Annotated in this window: 17 protein-coding genes; 4 read left to right on the forward strand and 13 right to left on the reverse strand. The window is 66.4% G+C overall.

Features of this window, described 5'->3' with window-relative positions:
* Positions 1–52 precede the first annotated feature (52 nt).
* From VSR71_RS12530 to VSR71_RS12545, 4 genes are all read right to left on the reverse strand, one after another.
* Positions 53–793, reverse strand: coding sequence for an IclR family transcriptional regulator (locus VSR71_RS12530; RefSeq protein WP_342914176.1), 741 nt, complete (start codon positions 791–793; stop codon positions 53–55).
* Positions 794–1072: 279 nt separating this feature from the next.
* Positions 1073–1669, reverse strand: a complete 597-nt coding sequence (locus tag VSR71_RS12535; RefSeq protein WP_342914177.1) for a DUF2889 domain-containing protein — start codon at positions 1667–1669, stop codon at positions 1073–1075.
* Between the two features lie 98 nt (positions 1670–1767).
* Entirely contained in the window at positions 1768–2946 is a 1179-nt protein-coding gene (locus tag VSR71_RS12540) for a thiolase family protein (protein ID WP_342914178.1), read from the reverse strand.
* Between the two features lie 181 nt (positions 2947–3127).
* Entirely contained in the window at positions 3128–6973 is a 3846-nt protein-coding gene (locus tag VSR71_RS12545) for a LuxR C-terminal-related transcriptional regulator (protein WP_342914179.1), read from the reverse strand.
* A gap of 229 nt (positions 6974–7202) precedes the next feature.
* Between VSR71_RS12545 and VSR71_RS12550 the strand changes: the two genes are divergently transcribed.
* From VSR71_RS12550 to VSR71_RS12560, 3 genes are all read left to right on the forward strand, one after another.
* A complete protein-coding gene (locus VSR71_RS12550) occupies positions 7203–7979 on the forward strand; it encodes an enoyl-CoA hydratase/isomerase family protein (RefSeq protein WP_342914180.1) in 777 nt (258 codons plus the stop codon).
* 36 nt (positions 7980–8015) lie between these two features.
* The gene (locus VSR71_RS12555) at positions 8016–9158 is read left to right on the forward strand and encodes an acyl-CoA dehydrogenase family protein (protein WP_342914181.1); all 1143 of its coding nucleotides are present in this window, start codon (positions 8016–8018) and stop codon (positions 9156–9158) included.
* Positions 9159–9230: 72 nt separating this feature from the next.
* Positions 9231–10292: an MBL fold metallo-hydrolase gene (locus VSR71_RS12560; protein WP_342914182.1), complete on the forward strand. Its 1062-nt coding sequence runs from the start codon at positions 9231–9233 to the stop codon at positions 10290–10292.
* A gap of 127 nt (positions 10293–10419) precedes the next feature.
* Here the strand turns inward: VSR71_RS12560 and VSR71_RS12565 are convergent, their stop codons facing one another.
* From VSR71_RS12565 to VSR71_RS12600, 8 genes are all read right to left on the reverse strand, one after another.
* Positions 10420–11988, reverse strand: coding sequence for an AMP-binding protein (locus tag VSR71_RS12565; RefSeq protein ID WP_342914183.1), 1569 nt, complete (start codon positions 11986–11988; stop codon positions 10420–10422).
* A gap of 101 nt (positions 11989–12089) precedes the next feature.
* Positions 12090–13214 (reverse strand): CaiB/BaiF CoA-transferase family protein, encoded by a 1125-nt coding sequence (locus tag VSR71_RS12570; protein ID WP_342914371.1) that lies wholly within the window; start codon positions 13212–13214, stop codon positions 12090–12092.
* Positions 13215–13458: 244 nt separating this feature from the next.
* Entirely contained in the window at positions 13459–14880 is a 1422-nt protein-coding gene (locus VSR71_RS12575; RefSeq protein WP_342914184.1) for an MFS transporter, read from the reverse strand.
* 351 nt (positions 14881–15231) lie between these two features.
* On the reverse strand, positions 15232–16389 hold the full coding sequence (locus tag VSR71_RS12580) for a porin (RefSeq protein ID WP_342914185.1): 1158 nt from the start codon (positions 16387–16389) through the stop codon (positions 15232–15234).
* Entirely contained in the window at positions 16386–17627 is a 1242-nt protein-coding gene (locus VSR71_RS12585) for a CaiB/BaiF CoA-transferase family protein (protein WP_342914186.1), read from the reverse strand. Before VSR71_RS12585 ends, VSR71_RS12580 begins: the two co-directional genes overlap by 4 nt.
* Before the next feature lie 4 nt (positions 17628–17631).
* Complete coding sequence (locus tag VSR71_RS12590) at positions 17632–18615, reverse strand: tripartite tricarboxylate transporter substrate-binding protein (RefSeq protein WP_342914187.1); 984 nt, start codon at positions 18613–18615, stop codon at positions 17632–17634.
* Positions 18616–18669: 54 nt separating this feature from the next.
* The gene (locus VSR71_RS12595) at positions 18670–19848 is read right to left on the reverse strand and encodes an acyl-CoA dehydrogenase family protein (protein ID WP_342914188.1); all 1179 of its coding nucleotides are present in this window, start codon (positions 19846–19848) and stop codon (positions 18670–18672) included.
* Positions 19849–19857: 9 nt separating this feature from the next.
* Positions 19858–21408, reverse strand: coding sequence for an AMP-binding protein (locus VSR71_RS12600; protein ID WP_342914189.1), 1551 nt, complete (start codon positions 21406–21408; stop codon positions 19858–19860).
* Between the two features lie 94 nt (positions 21409–21502).
* Here VSR71_RS12600 and VSR71_RS12605 point away from each other — a divergent pair, with 94 nt between their 5' ends.
* The gene (locus tag VSR71_RS12605) at positions 21503–22444 is read left to right on the forward strand and encodes a LysR family transcriptional regulator (protein ID WP_342914190.1); all 942 of its coding nucleotides are present in this window, start codon (positions 21503–21505) and stop codon (positions 22442–22444) included.
* A gap of 330 nt (positions 22445–22774) precedes the next feature.
* Here VSR71_RS12605 and VSR71_RS12610 read toward each other — a convergent pair whose 3' ends face one another.
* Entirely contained in the window at positions 22775–23149 is a 375-nt protein-coding gene (locus VSR71_RS12610; RefSeq protein ID WP_342914191.1) for a hypothetical protein, read from the reverse strand.
* Between the last annotated feature and the right edge of the window lie 61 nt (positions 23150–23210).

A 23210-nucleotide genomic window follows, 5' to 3' on the forward strand; every position in this document is an offset into this window, starting at 1 on the left:
CCTCCTTAAATTGGTTGCAGAGTCGGGGTTTGCAGAGTCGGGCTCCGCGGAGTCAGTGGTCGGCCAGCAGGGACTCGCGCACGTCGCGCAGGGCCGCCAGATAGGATTCGCGGTGTTTCTCGATACGTTCGGTCGGCCCCGCCAGCGAGATGGCCACCGGACGCTCATCCAGGCGCGCCGGGACGGCCAGCGCCGTCACGCCGGCGGTGCCTTCGTCATGGGCTTCGTACCAGCCTTGCTCGCGTCCGCGCGCCAGTTGCGCCATCAGCGGCTCGATAGCCACCACCGTGCTGCGCGTGACCGCCGGCCGGCGCACGGCTTCAAGCCTGGTCCGTGCCTCGTCTTCCGGCAACAGGCCGAGCAGGGCCTTGCCCAGCGCGGAGGCATGCAGCGCGACACGTTCGCCGACGTCGAGGATGTAGCGCAGCGGCAGCCGGCTCTGCGCCACGGCTGCGACGCGCACGGCCTGGGGCTCCAGCACGCCGAAGAAGGCGCTTTCGTTGGTGGCGTCCGTCAGGCGCAGCACCGCTTCCTGGGCCATCCGGGTCAGCGGGTCGTTGTCGGCGATCTGGCGCGCGGTCTCGAACAGGCGGCCGGTCGGATAAAAGCGGCGCGTGCGCGTGGTGCGCATCAGGTAACCCAGCGAGTGCAGCGTGTGCAGCAGGTCGGAGCAGCTGCTGTCGGCGACGGCAAGCAGCTTCGCCATTTCGGAATTGGAGAGGTCGCGCTTCTCGCGTGCAAAGACCTCGAATACGGCCATGGCGCGGCTGGCTGCGGGAATCTGGACGGGCAAGCTTGTCTCCGAAATACCGAATTTGATTACGACCTATGGAAATAATGTACGACCAGCCGAATGCAAAGGCAATGAATATTTCGAGGGGGTGTAGGAGACTACTGTTAGTCGAAATATGTGCGCGAATCCGCTGGGTGGATATGTCTTGGGATTCTTATGCGCCGATCTGGGCGTGTATCAACGCCTTATGTCTCAGCAGGTATGCAACGCGCACGAGAGCGACGTGCGCATGGGCCGATTGGCCGGCATACGCAAGCCGGCCGGCGAGGACGGGAACCGTCAGTCGCGCACGTCGGCATTGGCGGATCCGTCTGCGTCCTGGTCGTTCTGACGGCGATGCGGCGGCCAGAGGATGGCCACCGCACTGCTATCAATGCGGTATGTATGGCAAGTGCCGATCAGGGCAGGCCTTGGCATCGGTCCCGCTTCGTCGGCGGGCAGGCGGCCGTTGCGTGCGGCGCGGTCGAGCGAGAATCGGCTCTGCACGGCGGTGGTCGCCATCGGGCCGAGCAGGTCGGTGATGTGGGTGCAACCCTTCACGCCGCCCACGCGCGCCTTGACCGCCTGGCGGAAGCCGGCGCGCAGCGCCACGCCCTTGAGCGCGCCATAGGCGGGCTCGATCTCGGGACAGATGTCGGACGGGCCGGCGAGCATGCGGGCGGTGATGTCGCGGATCACGAGGTCCATGTCGACGGTTACCGACACGTGCATGTGATGGATGGCGCCGCCGGGCGGCACCTTCTTGAACAGCAGGTGGGTGCCGTCGGGGGAGATGTCCTTGAGTTCTGCTTCGACGTCGATCAGGCCGTCATCGCGCAGGTAGCCGGTGCAGGTGATCTGGCGCGTGTGCAGTGGCCTGCGGTTGGGAGGGGGCATGTGCTTGTGAATTCCAGGCTTCAGGGCGGCAGACGGCAGAAACCCTCGCTCTCACGAGGCGAGGGGGATGCGCTTGCAGCAGATCGCGAGCAGCGGGCTCAGACCTGCAGGATCGTCGAGACGGCCGCAGCGCCGTCCAGGCCCACCTGTCCGCCGCCGTTCTCGGCCAGCGCGATCTTTGCGCCGTGGCGCTGGCGCGGACCGCTTTCGCCGCGCAGTTGCTGGGCCAGCTCCACCAGTTGCGAGACGCCGGTGGCGCCGATGGGGTGGCCCTTGCTCAGCAGGCCGCCGCTCGGGTTGACGGAGATCTTGCCGTTCAGCCCGGTGGCGCCGCTGCGCAGCAGGCCCACGCCTTCGCCCGCCGCGCAGAAGCCGAGGCTTTCGTAGTACATGACTTCCGACGGGGCGGAGGCGTCGTGCACTTCGGCCACGTGGATGTCGCGCGGATCGACGCCGGCCATCTCGTAGGCCTTGAAGGTGGCGCGAATCGGCGATGGTGCCAGGCTCAGGTCGGGCGTGCCCGCCACGATCGCCGAGGCACCGACCCACACCGGCTTCTTCGCCGTCAGCTTCTTCAGGTAGTCGGCGGTGCACAGCACCACGGCGGCGGCGCCATCGCCAATGGACGAGCACATCTGGAGCGTCAGCGGATCGCTGATCACGCGGCTGGCCAGCACTTCCTCGACCGTGGTTTCGGTGCGGAACTGGGCGAGCGGGTTCAGTGAGGCCGCATGGCGGCTCTTGACCACGATCTGCGCCAGGTCTTCGCGCGTGCAGCCGGTGGCTTCCATGTACTTGCGGGTCTTCTCGGCGTAGATGTCCATGAAGATCGAGCCGCTGCCTGAGCCGACGTGCTTCGGCAGTTCTTCCTCCAGGTCCACCGCCTTGGCCAGCGCGCCGAACGATACGCGCTTGTCTTCATGCGACATGCGCTCGGCGCCCACCACCAGCGCCACCTGCACCTGGCCGGCGCGCACCGCGTTGTAGGCCAGGTTGAAGGCCGTGCTGCCCGAGGCGCAAGCGTTCTCGACGTTGACCACCGGCACGCCCGGCAGGCCCAGGAAGCGCAGGGCGGCCTGGCCGCGCACCATTTCCTGGCCGGTGACCAGGCCCGCGACGGCATTCGAGAAATACACCTGCTCGACGTCCTTGGGCTGGATACCGGCGTCGGCCAGCGCGGCCTGTGCGGCATCCATGGCCATCATGCGGACGGACTTGTCGAGGAACTTCCCGAATGGCGTCATGCCGACGCCGATGATTGCGCATTGCTGATTCACGTAGCTTCTCCTTGCGAAATTCGCGGTCTGTGCCCAGATGATTGCTGCTGCGGACGCAGGGCCGCACACCCCGATGGGGGTGGGCGGGAAGGTCATTCCGGAGAAAGGGCGCGATGCGTTTCGGATGAAGCGGTGATTCTGGAAAGTCTTGTGGCCGCAGCCAAGGTACGTGGGGCTTGATCTAGCGCTTGGGCGTCCCCTCCAGGTCCCGCAGCCGCGCCGCCGCCCCCCCGCGGCCGGCCACGCCGAGCTTGGCATAGATGTTCTTCAGATGCCATTTGACGGTTTCCTGCGCGAGGCCCAGCACCATGGCGATCTTCTTGTTCGGCATGGCCTGCGCGGCAAGGTCGAGCACTTCGCGCTCGCGCTCGCTGAGCAGGCCGGCCGCGTCGGCAGGGGCCCGGCCCGTACCATGGCCGGGCGCGATGGCGCCGGTACTGGCGGCCTCGGTGCGCAGCCGCGTCGCGTAGAAGGCCAGAACGGGGTCGAGCGTGGGGGCGCCCCCGCAGGTGTCGCAGGTGTCCCGGATCGCGTCGATCTGCGCCGGCAGGTCTGGCGCTATGTCCAGCAGCGTGCGTACCAGTCCGAACCGGTGACCCAGCGACAGCGCATTCGCCAGGTGGGAATGCGCGGCTTGCGGGCCGCCGACGCGGTGTTGCGCCAGGGCGAGCTGCATTTCGAGGCCGGCCCGGCGTACCGGGTGGAGCGAGGCGGATTCCAGGTCCTGCGCCATCCGGGTGGCGCAGGTGGCGTAGTCGCGCAGCGGCAGCAGCATGTCGTCGCGCGCCTGCCGGACGACTGCCAGCACGCGCCGCGCGGTCTCGGTGCGCCCCTCGGCATGGCGCTTGCCGATGGCCTCGAGCTGGCTCAGCGCGGTGTTGGCGCTCTGCATCTCGCCGAGCTCGTGATGGCGGCGCAGGCGCAGGGCATGGGCTTCGGCCAGCAGGCGATCCATGCCGAAGCGGTCAGCGTAGGCTTCCAGCCGGTCGATGCTGGCCATGGCCTGCGCCCGGCGCCCCGCCAGCCAGTGCGCGCGTGCGAGCACCCGGCAGGCATGCAGCACGGTGTCGGGCAGCGAGGCGCGTTCCAGCACGTTCATGCGCGATTCCAGCAGCCGGACAGCGGCCTCGGTGTCGTTGACCTCGTACAGGATGTCGGCAAGCAGGCCGGCGGTCATGCAGGAAAGGCCGGTGGCATCGGTGCCGCGCGCATCGGCGCTTTCCAGCAGCTCGCGCACGGTTTGCTCCGCGGCGTCCGGGCGGCCTTCCACGGCGACGCTCATGGCCGCGATGCAGTCGCCCAGGAGCCGGCTGCGCGTGCCTGCGCCGCGCGCGCGGGCTTCGTCCACGACGGCGCGCGCCTGGTCGTACTGGCCCTGGTAGATATAGGCCCAGCCGAGAATATTGCTGCGGCAGCTCCAGCTGAAGTCGTCGGCTTCGGCAGGAATGCCGTCGCGCAGGGAGGGAACCATCGCCAGCACCGTATCGACATCGTCCTGCTGGAGCGCGAGCCCGGCCCGGATCAGTGCCTCGGCGTAGCGCTGGCGGCTGTCGAGCGTCTTGCGCTGCGCGGCGATCCGCGCGAGGCTTTCCTGGGCGGCATCGAAGCGGGCCGTGTACATCGCGTAGTAGGCCGACACCAGCAGCAGGCCGAAGCGCCCGCGCTGTACCGCCTCCGGCAGCCGCCGCAGCAGGCCGACGAGGCGAGTCAGGTCGCCGCGCGCGAGCAGGTCATAGGCACAGGCTTCCACCATGCCGGCGGCAGCGTCCACGTCGCCCGCCTGCACCGCATGGTGTACCGCCTCGTCGATCATGCCGTGGGCATGAAACCATGCGCCCGCGGCGCCGTGCAGGGCCTGGCGGGTGCTGGCCGGCATGACGCCGAGCCGCGCGGCGAGGACGTCGCGCAGTAGCGGATGCAGCCGGTACCAGATGTCGTGGCCGGACTCGCTCTCGCGGGTCACGAACAGCTGGTCCGTTTCGAGGCGGGCGAGGCGGGCCGACAGCGCCGCGGCATCGTCCGGACGCCCGAGCACCGCCGCGCAAAGCGGTCCGCAAAGGCGCTGGCAGAGCGCCGTCGACGCCAGCCATTCCAGATCATCGCCGGGCAGGGCCGCCAGGACCTCGCGCTCGAAATAGCCGGTCAGGGCGGTGACGACGCGCGCCTGCGCGGTATGCCTGTCGGGATGGGAGCGGCTGCGCAGTTCGGCCACGACGCGTTGCAGGCCCGTGGCCCAGCCGTCGGTGAAGCGGTGGATCTCGGCGACGTCGCGTGCGTCGATGCCGCCGAGCTGTCCGGCAAGAAAGCGCTCGGTTTCCTCGGCGGTGAAGCGCAGGTCGCGCATGCCCACCTCGGTCAGCAGCCCGCGCGCGCGGATGCGCTCCAGTGACAGCGGCAGGGCGGTGCGCGACCCGAGCACGACATGGACGTTGGGCGGTGCATAGTCGATCAGCCATTGCACTGCCCGGAAAGTGCGCGGGTTGCGCACGCGGTGCAGGTCGTCGAGGATCAGCACCAGTTCGCGCGGGTGGCGTGCGAGTCCCTGTACGAGGCTGATGATCCAGGGCTCGATCTCTGCGTCGGCGGGTTCCGCGTGCCCGGGCGCCACGCCCGGCGGACGCGCGATTGCGCGCGCCGCAGCCGGATCGGCCCGCGCAACGCTCGCCAGCAGGCTGACGCAGAAGTGGGCCGGGGCGTTGTCGTCCGCCGCGAGCGACAGCCACGTCACGTCATAGTCCATCGACAGCAGCTGCCGGCGCCATGCCAGCAAGGTGGTCGTCTTGCCACTGCCGGCCTGGCCGTGTACCACCACACAGCGATGGCGGCGGGCGTCCTGCAGCCGCGCCATCAGGGCGTCGCGGGGCAGCAGGGCGTCCTTCGTACGTGGTGGAGTCAGGCGGGCGGCGTCGATGCCTGCGAAGAGATCGTGGCTGTCCGGCTCCGCGGGCGGTGACGGCTCGGGAGCCACGGTCGCCGTGGCGGCGTCGGGCGCAGCCACGGCGGCGGCCACGGGAGCGGCCGCAGGAGCGGCCTCAGGAGCAGGCGCCAGCCAGACGAACGGCTGGGTCGCGGCGGCGTCCGCACGATACGCCGCGACGCATGCCAGCAAGTCCGGCACGGTGCGCATGGCGTGGCGCAGCGCGCTGGTGTCCATGGCGCGCAGGCAGCGCTGCACCGTGCGTGGCCACGAGGCGGATGGTCCCGGAAAACAGGCCTGGAAGCGCGGATGCCGCGCCAGCCAGCGGCGCACGGCCGGGTGCCGCTGTCCGATGTCGTTGTCGCAGAGCAGATAAAGGGCCGCATTGCCGTGCACGGCACGCTCCACCCTGCGCAGGAAGGCAAGCCAGGGGCGCACGGTGGCGGGCGCCGGGTTGTCCGCGGGATGCGCCCCGTGGTCGCCGCCGAGTTGACGGAGCGCGTCGAGCAGGGCCGCCATGCCCACGCGCCGCGTGCCATCGCCGTCGGCGACGCCGGGCGCATCGTCCGCCTTGCGGCTGGCGAGAACGAGGGCGTGTTCGTCGCCGTGCACATAGAGGCCCACGATATCCACCATGCAGCCGGAAAAATCGGGAAAGCCGGCCGAGTCGGATGCCCCCTGCGCGCGCATGCGATGGCGCACGGGCGGCTCCTGGCCCATCGCCTTCCAGTGGCGCGAAATGGTGGCGGCGCTGACGCCGAGCGTCTCGGCCAGCGTGCGGGTGCTCCACGGCTCCGAAGAATCCGGGCGGCCGCGCGCGGTGAGTTCGGCCAGTTGCGCCAGGTCCACCTTCACCGGCGGTGCGCCGCGCGGGAGGTTGTTCTCGATGCCGGGCAGGCGCCACTGCACATACCGTTCGCGCCAGCGCGCTACCTGCGCGCGGCCCATGCCAAGCTGGTCGGCGATGTCCTTGTTCTGCATGCCCTGCGCGGCGAGCAGGACGATGCGGACCCGCTGCGCCAGACGCGCACTGGTATCGGCCGCATCCGCCAGTGCCGTCAACGCCTCACGTTCGCTGGCGCTCAGCACCACTTCTGCCGCGACGCGCATCCCGCCTCCTTTCCTACCCTGCCAATCCTGGCGCCAAGTAGAGCATAAACACCGGTCTCGATGCAACGGCACGTGACGGAATGGCGTGCCGTCCGGCAATCTGAGCGCCCGTCCGGGAGTGCTTGCCACCCCCGAGGGGGTGTGCGGGCGACCGGGGGCGCTCCGTACATTGGCAACACCGAACGAACGAACACGGACGCCTGCCCGTCCGCAACCCTGGAGAGACAAGATGAGTGTGACCCAAGCCCTGCAAGGTGTGGTCGGCTGGCTGACGCTGAACCGGCCGGAAAAGCTGAACAGCATGACGCGCGACATGGTCGAGTCGATGACCGCGACGCTGAAGGCGTGGCGCGACGACACGGCCGTGCGCGTGGTGGTGCTGACCGGCACCGGACGTGCCTTCTGCGCCGGCGCGGACCTGAAGGCGGGTAATGGCGCCGCCGCGCCGCAGCCGGGCGAGCGGGACTCGCTCGACGTCATCGTCGAGTTCTTCGACACGCTGCGCAATTTCCCCAAGCCGGTGATCGTGGCCGTCAACGGCATGGCGCTGGCGGGCGGCATGGAAGTGGTGCTGTCGTGCGACATCGTGCTGGCCGCCGAAAGCGCAACGCTGGGCGACGCCCACTCGAACTTCGGCGTGTTCCCCGGTGGTGGCGGCGCGGCGCTGCTGCCGCGCAAGGTGCCCGACAACGTGGCCCGCTACCTGCTCTTCACGGGCGACGCTCTGAGCGCCGCCGAGATGAAGACCTATGGCCTGGTCAATGAAGTGCTGCCCGATGCCGACCTGACCGCCCGCGCCCAGGCGCTGGCCGAGAAGCTTGCGGGCAAGAGCCCGCTGGTACTGGCCCGCATGAAGCGCGTCGCCGCCAACGCCTGCGACAAGACCACCGCCGAGGCCATCCGTCACGAGTTGCTGGAGCTGCGCGACCACAAGCGCTCGTACGACATCCAGGAAGGCCTGCGCGCCTTCGCGGAAAAGCGCAAGCCCGAGTTCAAGGGCTACTGATACATCGCCAGAACAGACCACACACGAGGTAACACGATGCCATACCAACTGCCCAACGAAGACCACCGCATGGCCGTCGAGGCCTTCCGCAAGTTCCTGCACGCCGAAATCAAGCCGGTGGTGAAGGAGTACCGCGACCGCTTCATCCCGAAAGAGAAGATGCGCGAGCTGATCATGCAGATCTCGAAGTTCGGCCTGCCGGGCTGCACGGTGCCGGTCGAGCACGGCGGCCTGGGCTGGACCTATACCGCGCAAGGGATGCTGTTCGAAGAACTGATGGCCGTGTCGTGCGACATCGGCATCTGCGTGATGATCAACAACGGCGTCGCGCGCAAGCTGCTGACGGCGAGCCCCGAGATCCGCGACCGCTACCTGCCGGGCATCCTGGCCGGCGAGCTGTTCGGCTGCGCGGGCATCTCCGAGCCGGACGTCGGCTCCAACGTGGCCGAGCTCAAGACCCGCGGCGTGCGCGACGGCGACGACTTCATCATCAACGGCGAGAAGACCTGGATCACCAACGGCCACTACTCCGACTTCATCATCTGCACCTTCAAGGGCGAGAAGGGGCTTTCGCACATCCTGGTCGACCGCCAGGAGCACGGCTATGAAACGCGCAACATCGAGAAGATCGCGCTGAATTCGCAATCGACCGCGCAGGTGTTCTTCAGCGACACCCGCGTGCCCGCCAGCAACCTGCTCGGCGGCGAAGGCGAGGGCCTGAAGAACACCATGAAGATGTTCGAGATGGCGCGCGGCCACGTGGGCATGTTGTCGGTGGGACTGATGCGCGCCGCGCTGGAAGACTCGATCGCCTACGCCACCGAGCGCAAGCAGTTCGGCAAGGTGATCGCCGGCCACCAGCTCGTGGCCGCCAAGATCGCCAACATCGCCATGCTGCTCGACGCCTCGCGCCTGATGTGCCAGCGCGTGTTCGGCATGATCGACGCCGGCGTGCGTTGCGACCTGGAAGCCTCGATGGCCAAGGCGTTCGCCACGGAATCGGCGGTCAAGGCCTGCCGCGAGGCGGTGCAGTTGCACGGCGGCAATGGCATCACCAAGGAGTTCATGGTCGAGAAGTACCTGCGCGAGGCCATCATTATCCCGATCCCGGACGGCACCACCGAGATCCAGCGGCTGTTCATCTCGCGACGGCTGACGGGTGTGTCCGCCTTCCAGTAGAACCAAGCGATAACGGAACATCCTTGCCGGCGCCCGCTACAGGCGCCGGCATTTCTTTTTCAGGACTCGCCAATGCATACACTCGAACTCCAGGCGGCCGCGGCGCTTGACTACCCTTGCGGCGAACCGCCCGGCGACGGCGCCGTGCGCGAGGTCGCGCCCGGCGTGCTGTGGATTCGCATGACGCTGCCGGATGCGTTCGGCATCATCAACCTGTGGGCGCTGGAAGATGACGGCGGCTGGACGCTGGTCGATACCGGCATCCATGCGCCGTCCGTGGTGCGCGACTGGGAGGCGCTGCTGCAAGGTCCGCTCGGCGGCAAGCCGGTCCGGCGGGTGGTGCTGACGCACCAGCATGTCGATCATGGCGGCATGGCCGGCTGGCTCGCCAGCCGCACCGGCGCAAGGCTGTGGATGACGCGGCTGGAATACCTGTCGGCGCAGGCGCTCGCGGGTGCCGATGTCGATGCATTGTCGCCGGGAGCCTTGGCGTTCTACCGCCGCGCGGGCTGGGATGCCGATACCGTGGCGCGCTATGAAGCGGTGCTCGGACGCTACCAGTCGGCTTTCCATCCGCTGCCGGACAGCTACCGGCGCATACGGGATGGCGAGATGCTGCGCATCGGCTCGCATGCATGGCGCGTGGTGGTGGGTGCGGGCCATACACCAGAGCATGCCACCTTGTACTGCGAGGCCCTGGGCGTGCTGATCGCCGGAGACCAGGTGCTGCCTCGCATTTCCTCGAACATTTCGGTGCATCCCTCCGAGCCCGAAGCGGACCCGCTGGCCGAATGGATCGCGTCACTGGGCAAGTTGCGCCGGGAAGTGCCGGCGCGCGTGCTGGTGCTGCCGGCACACAACGAGCCTTTCACGGGGCTGCACGTGCGACTGGCGGCGATGGAAGCCGGCATCCAGCGCAAGCTGGCGAAGCTGCGCGGGGCGCTGGCAGTGCCGCACCGCGTGGTGGATGTGTTAGCCGTGCTGTTCTCGGGGCCGATGTCGCCGGCTCACCCGTCGCGCTATTGCCTGGCGACCGGCGAGGCGCTCGCGTACCTGAACTACCTGTTGAACCTCGGCGACATCGAGGTGCAAGACGACGCCTGCGGGGTGGCGTGGTATCGGATGAAGGGCTGAAGGGCTGAAGGGAGGAGGGAAATCGAGAAGGGGCAGGAAGCCGCAATATGACGCAGGGGTGTGCCCCCTCTCCCGCAGGCGGAAGAGGGGATAAAGCCGCCGCGCATTCTCGCGCGGCCAGTGTCCGTCAAGCAACGCGGCGCGTGCGGTCCTTCCAGTATTTCTCGCGTACCTGCCGCCGCTGAACCTTCCCCACCACGCTGACCGGAATCTCCGTCACGAACACGATTGACTTCGGCGCCTTGAAGCGACCGATGGTAGCCTTGACGTGCTCAATCAGCGCTTCGGCGGTGACCTCGCACCCGTCGCGCAGGATGACCTCCGCGTGGACGATCTCGCCCCACTGCTCGTCCGGCACGCCGACCACTGCGCTCAGCGCGACTGCCGGGTGCGCGCTCAGCGCGGACTCCACCTCGATGGCATAGACGTTGAAGCCGCCGGTGATAATCATGTCCTTCTTGCGGTCGACGATGAAGAGGAAGCCCTCCTCGTCGACGTAGCCCAGGTCGCCGGACTTCCAGTAGCCGTTCTCGAACTCGGCGGCGGTGCCTTCGGGGTTGTTGTAGTAGCCGGAGATCACCGCGCGCGAGCGCAGCCAGAGTTCGCCGACGACGCCGGGCGCCACTTCCTTGCCCGACTCGTCCACCACGACCACTTCGGCCTGGCCCGTCACGCGGCCCGCCGACCCGAGTCGTTCGTCGGATGCGCTGGCGTGATCCGCCTTGGTCAGCACGGCCACGCGCTGCATGCACTCGGTGGCGCCGTAGGCCTGCACGAAGATATTGCCGAAACGCTGCTGGAGCTGGCGCAGCTTGTTCGGGCTCATCGGCGCGGCGCCGTAGAAGCACGTGGCGAGTGTGGAGAGGTCGTGGCTGCTTGCCTCCGGCATGTCGAGCAGGCGGTAGAGCAGGGTGGGCACCATCATGGCGACGGTGATGCCATGCGCCTCGACGTTGCGGCACCACTGGCGCATGTCGGGCACATTTTGCGTGACGGTGCAGCCGCCGCGGAACATCGTGGGCAGCAAGCCCAGGCCCGAGCCGTGGCTGATCGGCGCCATGTGCAGATAGCGGGTGCCGGCGTCGAGCCAGGTCTCGCCGGGGGCATAGAAGGAGTCGCGGTTGGCGAGCCAGTTGTCCATCGTGTACTGGGCGCACTTGCTCTTGCCGGTGGTGCCGCCGGTGAAGCGGTAGACCAGGGTGTCGCGGAAGATATCGCTCTCCACGCCGGGGTCGGTGTCGGGCACGCCTTCCAGCAGTTCGCCGAAGCACAGCAGGCCTTCGCGGCGTTCGGCGGGCGGGTCCATGCAAACCACGGTGATGCCGCGCTCGCGCAGCATGGGGTAGTACGTCTCGATCAGGCTGTTCTCGATGAACACGACCTTGGGCTGGATGAAGTCGATCTGCCAGCGGTGCTCGTCGATGGAATCGCGGAAATTGGTCCAGCAGGCCGCCGCCTCGCCCTTCAGCGCGGTCCAGGCGTGCAGCAGCGAGAGGCTGTCGTTCTCGAGGATGCACAGCCATGTGTCGCCGCGGCGCAGCTGAAGCCGGTCGCGGATCATGTTCGCCACCTGATTGGTGAAGCGATGCAGTTCGCCGAGCGTGAAGCGGCGGTTGCGTTCGGTATTGACCAGCGCCTCCCGGTCACGATGCTGCATCGCGATCTGTGCCATCAGGTTGGCGAAGTTCATCTTCATGTCGGTCTCCTTGCGCCCGGCGCTGCCGTCTGGCGTGCGGCGCGTCCGGGTGTGTCCTGTCGGTCCTGTCGGCCTAGTTGGTCGAGTGGGTCGTGTCGCGATCAGCCGCGGTGGGCCCATTCCGCGAGCACGGCGGCGGTGTGTTCGCCGCGGGCGGGAACGGGGCCGGGCGCCGCCGCGGGCGTCGCGGAGAAACGTGGCGCCGGGCTGGGCTGCAGCACGCCATTGGCCTGCGTGTAGACGCCGCGCGCCGCCAGGTGCGGATGGCTGGCCGCCTCCTCCGGACTCAGCACGGGCGCGAAGCACGCATCGGTGCCTTCCAGCAGTGTGCACCATGCGGCCCGGTCGCGGGTGGCGAAGAGCGCGGCGAGGCGTTCGCGCAGCGCTGGCCACTGTGCGGCATCGTGCTGCGTGGCGTACGCCGGATCGTCGGCCAGCCCGAGCCGCTCGCGCAGTTCGCGGTAGAACTTGGGCTCCAGCGCGCCGACGGTGATGAACTCGCCGTCCGCGCAACGGTAGGCGTTATACCAATGCGGCCCGTCGATCATGCTGCGGCCGCGCGTGCGTTCGAAGCGGCCGCCGGCCTGCAGCGCGAGGAGCAGCGACATCATGTGCGCGCTGCCGTCCACGATGGCGGCATCCACCACCTGCCCGGGGCCGCCCGCGCGGACCTGCATCAGGGCCGCCAGCAAGCCGACCGCGAGATACATGGCGCCGCCACCGATGTCGCCCACCAGGCTCGGCGGGGCCATTGGCGCCTCGCCCGGCTGACCCGAGTACCAGAGCGCGCCGGACAGGGCGATGTAGTTGATGTCATGGCCGGCGGCCTGGGCGAGCGGACCGTCCTGGCCCCAGCCGGTCATGCGGCCGTAGACCAGGCACGGGTTGCGCTGCAGGCAGGCATCAGGGCCCAGGCCGAGGCGCTCCATCACGCCGGGGCGCATGCCCTCGATCAGCGCATCGCATTGTTCGACCAGCCGCAGCACCGTCGCGCGGCCTTCCTCGGTCTTCAGGTCGACCGCCACCGAGCGCTTGCCGCGGCGCGCAATGGCGCTCGGGCCGAGGTCGATGGCATCCTCGCCTGCCTGCAGCCGGTCGACGATGACCACGTCCGCCCCGAGATCCGCCAGCAGCATGCCGCAGAACGGGCCGGGGCCGATGCCGGCCATTTCCAGTACGCGCACGCCTGCCAGCGGCCCCTTTTTCTCCTGCCTGGTTGCTTCCATCCGGATAGTCCCGCTGATGATCTTGGGCAGGAGCATAGTGAAGTCCGGCCCGGGCGGCGCCCCCCGCCGAGGGGGACCGTGCAGGCTTGCCAGGTGTTGCAGGCATGCCGTGCCATAAAAAAGCCGCGATCCGCCTGAGGGCGGCGGGTCGCGGCGCGGGAATGCGGGGAAGGGGGCGAGCGCGCGTGGCGCGGATAAACGCCCCTTGAAGCGCAACAGGCGTTGCGTCGTCGCTCAGGCCGGGTCAGCCGGCCTGCCGGTCGTCGGCCATCGCACGGGCCTCGCCCGCCCCGCTGGCTGTCGCGAGGCGCAGCGTGGCCCGCCGCTTGCACCACAGCGCCAGCGCGGGGATGAGGATCGTCGCGGTCACGGCCGCGTAGAACACGGCGGGGCCGCCGCTGCCGTGCAGCAGCATGCCGCCAGTGACCGGCCCAAGGATCCCGCCGATGCGGCCGATGCCGTACATCCACGCGATGCCCGCCGAGCGGCCATTGGTCGGATAGAAGGCTGCGGCCAGCCCCGGCAGCGAAAACATCGCGCCGCTGAGTCCGACGCCGGTGAGGAAGAGAATCACGGGCAGCAGTTCCGGATGGCCAACCAGGCGGCCGAGCGCCCAGACCGACGCGCCGCCCACCGCAAAGGCAAGCGAGATCACGGTGTTGCGGTCGAAACGGTCCATCAGCCAGCCGAAGCAGAACGCGCCGGCGATGCCGCCGACGGACAGCAGGCTCGTGGACAGCGTGGCCTGCCGCAGCGACGCGCCGGCTTCCTGGATCAGGGTGGGCAGCCAACTCATCAGCAGGTAATAGGCGAAGGTGCCGCTGAAGTAGGCGAGCCACAGCATCAGCGTGCCCGTGCGCAGGCGGCGCGACAGCAGCACGCCCATGCCGGACTGCTGGTCCGCGGCATGCGCCTCGGTGAACACGAAGCGGACGCCCTCGAAGCGCTGCGCAGGGTCGATCCGGCGCAGCACGGCGGCGATCCGTTCGGCCGGCCAATCGCGCAGCACCATGAACCGCACTGGTTCCGGCATGGCAAAGTGCGCCACCAGCGCAAGTGCGATGGGCAGCACGGCACCCACCACGAACAGGCTCTCCCAGCCGAACGACGGCACCAGCAGCGCGGCGGCCACGCCGCAACCCGCCGCGCCGAGCATGCCGCCGCAGGCAATCGTATTGATCACGAGCGAGCTGCGCCGCGTCGGCGCGTACTCGAACATCAGCGTATTGGCGCCGGGCACCGCCGCGCCGATGCCGAGGCCGGTCAGGAGGCGCCAGATGCCCAGCGTGAGCGGCGTCTCGGCGAAGATGCTGGCGAAGCTGCACAGGCCGAACATGACCATCGAGACGACCATGACGGTCTTCGGCGTGGAACGGTCGTACAGCGGGCCGGACAGCATCGCGCCGAGCGCCATGCCGACGATGGACGCGCTCATGACGGGTCCGAACACGGACTTTTCCATGTGCCAGGCCTCCATCAGGGCGGGAATCACGAAGCCCACGGTGAGGGCATCGTAGGCGTCGATGGCGATCATCAGGAAGCAGACCGCCAGGATGCCCCACTGGTAGGGCGAAAAGCGCCGCGCGTCGATGAAACGCTTGACGTCGATATCGCGGTCGAGGTTGCGATCTGGATTCCGCTCACTGTCCGGGTAGGGTCGGGCCATGCTGTCTCCTCCTTGTCCTTGGTATGGGTTGCGACGCCATTGTTGGGGGGCGGTCAGTGCGCGCGCAATGGAGGGTTCGGGTGGGAAAGGGAAAACCACGGGAGAACTTATGGCCGGTGATACTTATTCCGCCATGCGTGGCGCGGACGAGTCGCAACGGCCGGTCCGGCTGCCGATACTGCCGATGTATTGAGCGACACAGCAAGAATATTCTTCCAACGTCCTTCCGGTCCGTAGCATCAGCGCATCCGAATCGGAGAGACATCATTGAAACAGGCAGCATCGCAGCACACCGGGGAAGCAGCGGTCCCCTGCAAGGCATCCGGAGTCGCTTGACACACTGCGTTTCGGTCAGAACCTGTGGCGAACTCCGATCGCTACGCCGAACATGCCCTTTTGTCCGGCGGTGGGGAAGTACCCATTGGCAAAGCTGATCGGCGACGAGTCGAAGTTCAGGCCGGCGTTGCGCGCATAGGCGGTCGTCAGATATACATCCGTGCGCTTGGAATGATCGTAGTCGGCGATAAAGGTCACCTGCCAGGGATTGGCGGGTTCGGTTCCGGGCGCCGTGGCAATGAGTCTGGCTTCCTTGATGTCGCCATAGAAGTAGGCGAGGCTGAGTCCTAAAGCCGGCATGGCGCGGTAGTTCACTCCAGCCCACCAGTAGTCGTCACGAATCAATGTATTGCTATTGGCAAAGCTGGAGCGGTTCCAGCGGTAGCCGGCCATGGCCTTGATCGGGCCGAAATCGTAGCTGAGGGCACCGCCGAACTTGCGAACCCTGCCTGGCTGTCCAGTCGTGACGGTTGGTCGCCACTCGTCGTACACCGCTGTGGCACCGAACTTGCCGTCGGTGTAGGTCAAGGAAGCGCCATAGCCGGTGTTGTCGCGGAAGTTGCCGGGCGTTTCGCCGCCGCCGCCGTTGGCGAGTGCCGTGGTACCAAGGACGCCGGTGCCGGCGCCAGGCGTGTAATGCGCGGATGCCGTCAGGCGGCCGAAAGTCCCAAGGTATTTGATCACGTTGTCGCTGCGATAGTTGACCCCGAGTTGCCAGGCAATCGGTTCATACAGTACCGCATATCGGGTGGGCGTAAAGTTTGAGAAGCCGTCGAAGATGCTGGTGTACTGGCGTCCGAATGTCAGCCTGCCGTATGGACCTTGAAGGCCTACGTAGGCCTGACGTCCGAACAGCCGGTTCGACGTCGCGGTCCCCGTATCGACGCCAAAGCCGCCTTCGAGAACAAAGACGGCGGAGATGCCACCTCCCAATGCTTCCTGCCCGCGCAACCCCCACCGCGGAGACGAGAGGCCGGCGTTAACCATCGAGAAGCGCTTCCCGCCCGGTTGCGGCACGAGTTGGCCGTTGACGACAGTGGGTACCCCGCGCGCTACGTTGTTGACGTACTCGATGGGGGCATCCAATACGCCGTATATGGTCACGCTGGACTGCGCCAGCGCCGTTCCCCCCATGGATGCCAGGGCGGAAAACACGAACACCCTTGCTTTCATGGCGTCATCCGTTTCGTTGAAGTATCGTCTGCGGCCCCGGGCTGAGCGATCCGCACGGAGTGGCAAGTGGCATCCTGCCCCTGGAGGTCCGTCTGGCGTTCAACGTCCCGGCCAGGCCAGCCCTGCGCGGATAGCACAGCGTCATTGTCCTGGCCGACTGACGCCACCCGGCCGGGGATATCCGCGAGACCCGCAGAAAACTTCACGGGAAACCGTGTTGCCATCGTTGCGTTGCCATCGAGCGGCCGTATGACCTGCCGCGACTTGACATGAGGGTCGTCGAAGAGTTCCGTGGCGTCCAGCACGGGCGAGAACGGCACGTCTGTCCCCTCGAACTCAGCTCGCCATGCCTCAAGGGGACGCGAGGCAAAAATGCGATTCAGCAATGCATGGACTTCCCGCTTGTGCTGCTGTCGCTGTGCACGGGACGCGTAGGCTTCCGACAGCAACTCCGGAAATTCAGCCCCAAGCCGGTCTCGCAGCGACAGCCAGAATTTGTTCTCCATGATCCCGAGGACCATGTGACGACCGTCCGCGGTTTGGAAGATATCGTTGTCCGGCATCACGCCAGGCGTGTCGTGGCCGGCTGCGAGCGCTTGCCTGGCTGTCCAGGCCGCTCCGGCAGTCCAGGCGAAGATGGAGTCGTGGATCGACACGTCCAGATGCTGCCCGCACCCGCTCTGCCGCGCGCTCATGATCGCGACGGCAAGGGCCAGGCTGGCGTAGGCCGCGGCGGCATAGTCCGAGATACGCACCCGGGGCCGTGCCACCAGGTCTTCCATCTGCGCCGGTACTCCCCAGTAGCCGGCGAGGGCCAGGTAGTTCAGGTCATGACCGGGATCGGCAGAGTACGGGCCGGATTGCCCGAATCCGGATATCGAACACACCACGATGCGCGGATTCGCCGCGCTGAGTTGGGCATAGCCGAGGCCGAGCCGATCCATGACACCCGGCCGAAACCCTTCGATCACGGCATCTGCCTCGCGGGCGAGCGCCAGGAATGCGGTTCGCCCCGCGTCCGACTTCAGGTCCAGGGCAATGCAGCGCTTGCCGTGATTCAGCTGGGCAAACGCATTGCGTCCCATCGTCCTGACCGTATCACCGCCATTGGGCTGCTCCACCTTGATGACGTCCGCCCCCAGTTGGCTCAGTGCGAGCGCCGCGTGAGGCCCTGGCAGAAGCTGGCTGACGTCCAGTATCTTTGCGTCCTTCAGACAGGACCATGCTGCAATGGTCATCTCGTCAGCCTCCCGACTCTTTTGCAATGCCAATGCCGGCGATCCATTTGCCGTACTGGCGGTCTTCTGCCCGAACGAATTCGGCGAATTCGGCCGGTGACTTGCTGAGCCGGATCTCGGCACCGATACCGCGTGCGTGGGTGTCCAGCAAGCCGTGGGCGATGATGGCGTGCAGATGTGTGAACAGGAGCGCCAACAGGTCAGGCGGCAATCTGGCAGGCGCGAAAATGCCACCCCAGTTATCGAGCACGTAGCCGGGCGGCAATGCCTCCGCCAGCGTCGGTACCTCAGGCAGGATGGGCGATCTGGCTGCGGTGGTCACCGCCAGCGGAGTCAGTTGGCCGCTGCGCAGGTAGGGCACCGTCATCGACGCGACGGGAATGCCGAACAGTACCTGGCCATTCAAGACGGCATTGGTAATTTCCGGCCCGCCTTTGTACGGGACGTGAACGGCTTTCGCGTCATGCTGACGAAGAAGCGCCTCCGCCGCGAGATGAGCAATGCTTCCCTTTCCGCTCGACGCATAGTTGTACTTCTCCGGCGCGCGCCGGATCTCCGCCACGAGCTCGCGCAGGGTGCGTAGGTTCGAGGTTGACTTGACGACCACGACCGAGGCGCCGCCGCTGAAGCATGTGATCGGCGTGAAATCCGTAGCGAGGTCATAAGGCTTCTTCGCATACATGTGCGAGCTGATCAATTGCGTGTTGGCCAGCAAGCCGAGCGTGTAGCCATCCGGGGCGGCGCGCTTCAGGGCCGTCGTTCCAATCAGCCCGCCAGCACCTGGAATGTTCTCGATGACCACCGCCTGGCGCAGGCGCTTGCCCAACTCGGCGCCGAGCATGCGAGCGAGGAGGTCGGGCGAACTTCCGGCGAGAAAGGGAACGATCATGCGAATGGGCTTCTCGGGGTAGCCTGCGGCGAAGGCTGTCCGAAGCTGCGGCAGCGCCATTGCGGCTGCCGTCGCAAGCAGCCAGGATCTTCGGTTCATCTGAGTGTCTCCTTTTTTGTGGTACGCGTGGGCAGCCTGGCGTCGGCAGGCAACTCACGCGTCCGTCTTGGCGGCTTCCAGGATCACGCGTGCAATGGTGTTGCGTTGGATCTCGCTCGTCCCGGTGTAGATCCGGCTCATGCGCAATTTGCGGAATACGTGCTCCACGGGGTGCCCCCTGGTGACGCCGACGTTCCCGTGTATCTGCACCGCCTTGTCCGCGACTTCAAAGCAGCGTTCGGAAACAAAGAGCTTGCAGGCGGAGGCCTGCATGCGGATATCCGCGCCGCGATCGGCGAGCACCGCTGTGTTGGCGATCATGCTTTCACAAGCCCACAACGATGCCGCCATATCTGCCAGCATATGCTGGATGGCCTGGAACCGCGCGATGGGGGCGCCGAATTGATGGCGCTGCTGCGCATACTGCAATGAGCGCTGGTAAACCTTCCTGGCCTGGCCCAGCATGCTCGGGCAATGCAGCAGCCGATTGACGTTGATACGGTTCATGCCAAGCCGGAACCCGTTGCCGAGCCCGCCGAGAATGTTCGACTTCGGCACGCGCACGTTCTCGAAACTGATGTCGGCATCGATGTGCTGGCCGGACATCGGCACGTATGCCACCTCGACTGTCACGCCCGGCAGATCGAGGTCGACCAGCACGGCTGTGACCGTCGCCGGGGTCGTGGTGGGATCGGTCACGCACATGACGATGGCGAAGTCGGCAAAGGGAGCGCCGCTGATGTAGTGCTTGCGGCCATTGATCACCAGGTCGTCGCCGTCAGCGACCGCGGTGGTGGAGATGCTGTTGGCATCCGAGCCCGAATGCGGCTCGGTCAGGGCAAAGCAGGTGGCCTTGTCTGCGCGGATAACAGGGAGGAAATACCGCTCCATCTGGTCCGGGGTCGCATGGCGAAGCATGTTGCCAACGCGCGGCGGCCCGCCCAGATCGCCCAGCACGTGAGGCGCCAGCGCGCACTCCGAGGAGGCGATCTCCAGCTTCAGGGCGCATTGGTCGACAATGGTCAGCCCCTGGCCGCCATGCTCCTTCGGCAGATAGATGCCATACAGGCCCCGCTCTGCCGAGCGCTTCCAGACCTTGCGCAGCACGTCGCGTGGCCAGGGGTCCTCGGGTCCAAGCTGCGCCGATGCCTGCAGCGGAACCAGCTCATCCTGGATGAAGGTGCGGATGCGTTCGCGGATGTGCCCGAGTTCAGGGCTGACAAGATGATCCATTAGTGTCTCCTAGTTCACGCGGCGGTCCACGCCTTTCCAGTAGGGCTCGCGCACCAGCTTGCGTGCGAGCTTGCCATTCGGGTTCTTGGGCAACTCGCGGACGAACTCCACGGATCGCGGGGTCTTGTAGTCGGCGATGAGGGCACGGCAATGCGCGATGATGTTGTCCTGGTGCGTCATGGCGCCTTCCTTCAGCGAAACCACCGCCTTCACGCTTTCTCCCCAGGTGGAGTCAGGCACGCCGATGACGCAGGCTTCGAAGATGTCGGGATGCCGATAAAGGGCCGCCTCCACCTCGGTCGGGTACACGTTGAAGCCACCGGAAATAATCATGTCCTTCTTGCGATCGACGAGGTATAGATAACCTTCGTCATCCACCCTGGCGAGGTCGCCGGTTTGCAGCCATCCGTCAACGATGGCTTCGGCGGTAAGCGCCGGTTCGCCCCAGTAGCCCTGGAAAACATCGTCGCCCCGGATGATGATTTCGCCGATGGCGTCGCCACTCACGTCGTTCCCGGCATCGTCCACAACGCGGACCTCCGATTCGGCGAAGGGCCGCCCGCACGAGGCCAGCCGCTCGGGTCGCTGCGCGATGGCATGGGCGTGGTCGGCAATGCTGAGTCGCGCCACGCCGGAGGTTGACTCGCTGGCGCCGTAGCCCTGTGCCAGGATCGGGCCGATGCGCTCCCATGCCTCCCGGATGCGCGCGGGAGCCATTGGCGCCGCGCCGTAGCTCAATGCACGCAAGGTCCGCAGATCCGCGCGCTCAAGGCCCGGCTCGGCGAGCAGCATGTTGATCATCGCGGGCACCATCATGGCGTGGGTAATGCCGTAGCGCCCCACGGCGTCGAGGAATTCTGCGGGATCGAAGCGCTCGAAGAGCACGAGCTCGGCACCTCGGAACAGGTTCGGCTGGACCAGCATGCCGGAGGCGTGGGTGACCGGCCCGAGCAGTGCGATGCGATCGCCCGGGCGGACGTCGCCGTCGGTCAGCAAGACCTTGCGGAACGCCGCCATCCGGTTGCCATGGCTCTGCATTGCCGCCTTCACTTTGCCAGTGGAGCCCGACGAGAAATGAAGCACGGCAAGGTCATCGGGTGCCGAGCGGACGTCTAGCGGCGTGGCGGAGGCGGAGGCAACCATGGTTTCGTAGTCGGCATATCCCTCCACGCCGCCACCGATCGCGACAAAAGTCTCGATGGATCCGAACCCCGGGGTGTCGGCACAGTAATTGGTGAAGCCGGGACCTGCGATCAGCACGCGTGGCGTGCAACCCTCCACCAGTTCGCTCACCTCGCCGGCCGTGAAGCGCGCATTCATCGCGGCCTTCACCAGGCCTGCCTTGTACAGTGCACATTCGATTTCGACCAGTTCCACGCAGTTGCGGGCCTGTATTGCCACGCGGTCGCCCCGGTTCAGCCCCAGCGCCTGCAACGCATTGGCCAGCCGTGTGGAGCGGTCGTTCAGGTCCCGATAGGTAAGAGTGCGGTCGCCGCATCGCACCGCCGGGCGGTCTGCCCAGAACTGCGCAGCCCGACGCAGGAATGCAGGAAAGCTCATAACGTCTCCTTGTTTGCCTTGGCTGCAGTCTGTATGCTGGGTGCTATTCCTACAATATTCAGAATGGAAAATTTATATAACCGTCGGGAATACCATGGACGTTCGTGATCTGGACTACCTGCTTGCCGTTGCAGAGCATGGCAGCGTACTGCGCGCTGCGGAGCAACTTGGCATGACGCAGCCGGCCGTGACAAAGGCTGTGGCGAGGCTGGAGCGCGAGGTCGGGATGCCATTGTTCGAGCGCAGTCGCCGCGGCATGATGCCAACCATCGCGGGAGCGGCATTGGTCGCGCGGGCGCGGAAGATCCGCCTCGAGCACGACGACGCAGTGCGGGAACTCGCAGGGATGCGTGCCGGAGTGGTCGGCACGGTGCGCTTCGGCTTTAGCCCGACGGTTGCGGCATCTCTGGTCTTCGGTGCCTGCAAGCAGCTTGTGCGCGAGCGACCCGCAGCCCGGTTCTATCTGCGCGAGCGGCTGGGCGATGCATTGCTGGATGCGCTCCTGAGCGGCGATGTCGACCTTATCGTCGCGCGGATCCCCGACGCCGAGATCGAGCAGGTGACGATGCAACCGTTGTATACGGATCGGCTCTTCGTCGTGGCGGACGCCGGTCATCCGCTGGCACGCAAGCGTAACGTCAGCCTGGAGGACCTGACGCAGGAGGAATGGGTATTGCCGCCCCGGCGGGTTTTGCTACGGGAGCAGATCGAGGACGCCTTCCTCGCACAAGGACTGCCCCAGCCCAGGCTGCGCGTGGAAACCGATTCGAATCGCTTCGCAATGCTTGAACTCGTGCACGGATCCCGCTGGCTAAGTCTCTGCAGTCAGGACACGCTTGGCAGGCTCGATTACCTTCGGGCGCTGGACATGGCGCCCGGCAAGCTGGACCTTGGCAGGCGCATCGGCATCATGTACCGCAGCGGAGCCTATCTGGCTCCCGTCGTCTGCCGGCTGATAGAGATTCTCACGGATCGATGCGGCGATGCTGCGGAGGCCGGGTTTGAGATGTCACCACCGATGCAACATCGTCGCTAGGGCGTCTCTCTGAATCGCCTCGCGAGCTTATGCAAACGCTCATCGTCCTCTGGTGTCCTATGACTTGCCGTGAGTTTCCACCATGCCACGTAGAGGCCGTAGGCAAGCCATGCGTCTCGGATATTGCTGCCGCGACCGCTTTGCGACTGACCGAGGATAAGGCGAATCGATTTCTCGGTAGTCGTCGTAATTTCGTCGTAATACTTTCGAGGATTCGAACCCGGGTCGGTCGACGTCGCTAGCTCGACCAGGTTCGCCGCAGTATGAAGGGAGTAGCACATGCTCGCTTCCAATAATGCCGCCATCATTTACGGGCCGTGCCGCTTCCGACTAGCGGCTCGCGGTTGGCACTGGAGCTGACGCCGTCGCTGCCTGCGGTTTCGCCTCGGAGCATTGACGCTGGTCGCTGAGTGTCTGCAACTGACGCGCCCGATGGTCGGCGCTTTCCATCGCGCTACTCTTCTCGATCATGTTGCCGATGCCGAAGTCTCCCAGGAACGACAGAATTGAGCGGCCACTGAATTCGCTTTCCTTCTCAATGGCCTGGGTAAAGCCATTTACCTTTGCCTGCTCAAGCTGAATCTCGCGACAGGACATCGTCTGCCGCTCGAAGTCCGTCACCGTCCCAACCCGCCCGTAGTTCTTTGTCGCGCAGCCCTGAATTGCCAGCAGGCCAAGACCAATCACCAGAATTGACCGATTCATGAGGACCCCCTTTTGTTGTGATGTCAGATTAGTTCCTTAGGGGTTCGCGCAATATCGAGCA

Origin of the sequence: Cupriavidus oxalaticus (assembly GCF_038900635.1) — a bacterium.
Taxonomy (GTDB): domain Bacteria; phylum Pseudomonadota; class Gammaproteobacteria; order Burkholderiales; family Burkholderiaceae; genus Cupriavidus; species Cupriavidus oxalaticus_B.

What these genes read in the sequence shown, in the direction of transcription:
- VSR71_RS12535 (WP_342914177.1), bottom strand. Translation starts at nt 1,669, where the DNA reads ATGCCCCCTCCCAACCGCAGGCCACTGCACACGCGCCAGATCACCTGC.
- VSR71_RS12545 (WP_342914179.1), bottom strand. Translation starts at nt 6,973, where the DNA reads ATGCGCGTCGCGGCAGAAGTGGTGCTGAGCGCCAGCGAACGTGAGGCG.
- VSR71_RS12550 (WP_342914180.1), top strand. Translation starts at nt 7,203, where the DNA reads ATGAGTGTGACCCAAGCCCTGCAAGGTGTGGTCGGCTGGCTGACGCTG.
- VSR71_RS12555 (WP_342914181.1), top strand. Translation starts at nt 8,016, where the DNA reads ATGCCATACCAACTGCCCAACGAAGACCACCGCATGGCCGTCGAGGCC.
- VSR71_RS12560 (WP_342914182.1), top strand. Translation starts at nt 9,231, where the DNA reads ATGCATACACTCGAACTCCAGGCGGCCGCGGCGCTTGACTACCCTTGC.
- VSR71_RS12565 (WP_342914183.1), bottom strand. Translation starts at nt 11,988, where the DNA reads ATGAAGATGAACTTCGCCAACCTGATGGCACAGATCGCGATGCAGCAT.
- VSR71_RS12570 (WP_342914371.1), bottom strand. Translation starts at nt 13,214, where the DNA reads ATGGAAGCAACCAGGCAGGAGAAAAAGGGGCCGCTGGCAGGCGTGCGC.
- VSR71_RS12575 (WP_342914184.1), bottom strand. Translation starts at nt 14,880, where the DNA reads ATGGCCCGACCCTACCCGGACAGTGAGCGGAATCCAGATCGCAACCTC.
- VSR71_RS12580 (WP_342914185.1), bottom strand. Translation starts at nt 16,389, where the DNA reads ATGAAAGCAAGGGTGTTCGTGTTTTCCGCCCTGGCATCCATGGGGGGA.
- VSR71_RS12585 (WP_342914186.1), bottom strand. Translation starts at nt 17,627, where the DNA reads ATGACCATTGCAGCATGGTCCTGTCTGAAGGACGCAAAGATACTGGAC.
- VSR71_RS12590 (WP_342914187.1), bottom strand. Translation starts at nt 18,615, where the DNA reads ATGAACCGAAGATCCTGGCTGCTTGCGACGGCAGCCGCAATGGCGCTG.
- VSR71_RS12595 (WP_342914188.1), bottom strand. Translation starts at nt 19,848, where the DNA reads ATGGATCATCTTGTCAGCCCTGAACTCGGGCACATCCGCGAACGCATC.
- VSR71_RS12600 (WP_342914189.1), bottom strand. Translation starts at nt 21,408, where the DNA reads ATGAGCTTTCCTGCATTCCTGCGTCGGGCTGCGCAGTTCTGGGCAGAC.
- VSR71_RS12605 (WP_342914190.1), top strand. Translation starts at nt 21,503, where the DNA reads ATGGACGTTCGTGATCTGGACTACCTGCTTGCCGTTGCAGAGCATGGC.
- VSR71_RS12610 (WP_342914191.1), bottom strand. Translation starts at nt 23,149, where the DNA reads ATGAATCGGTCAATTCTGGTGATTGGTCTTGGCCTGCTGGCAATTCAG.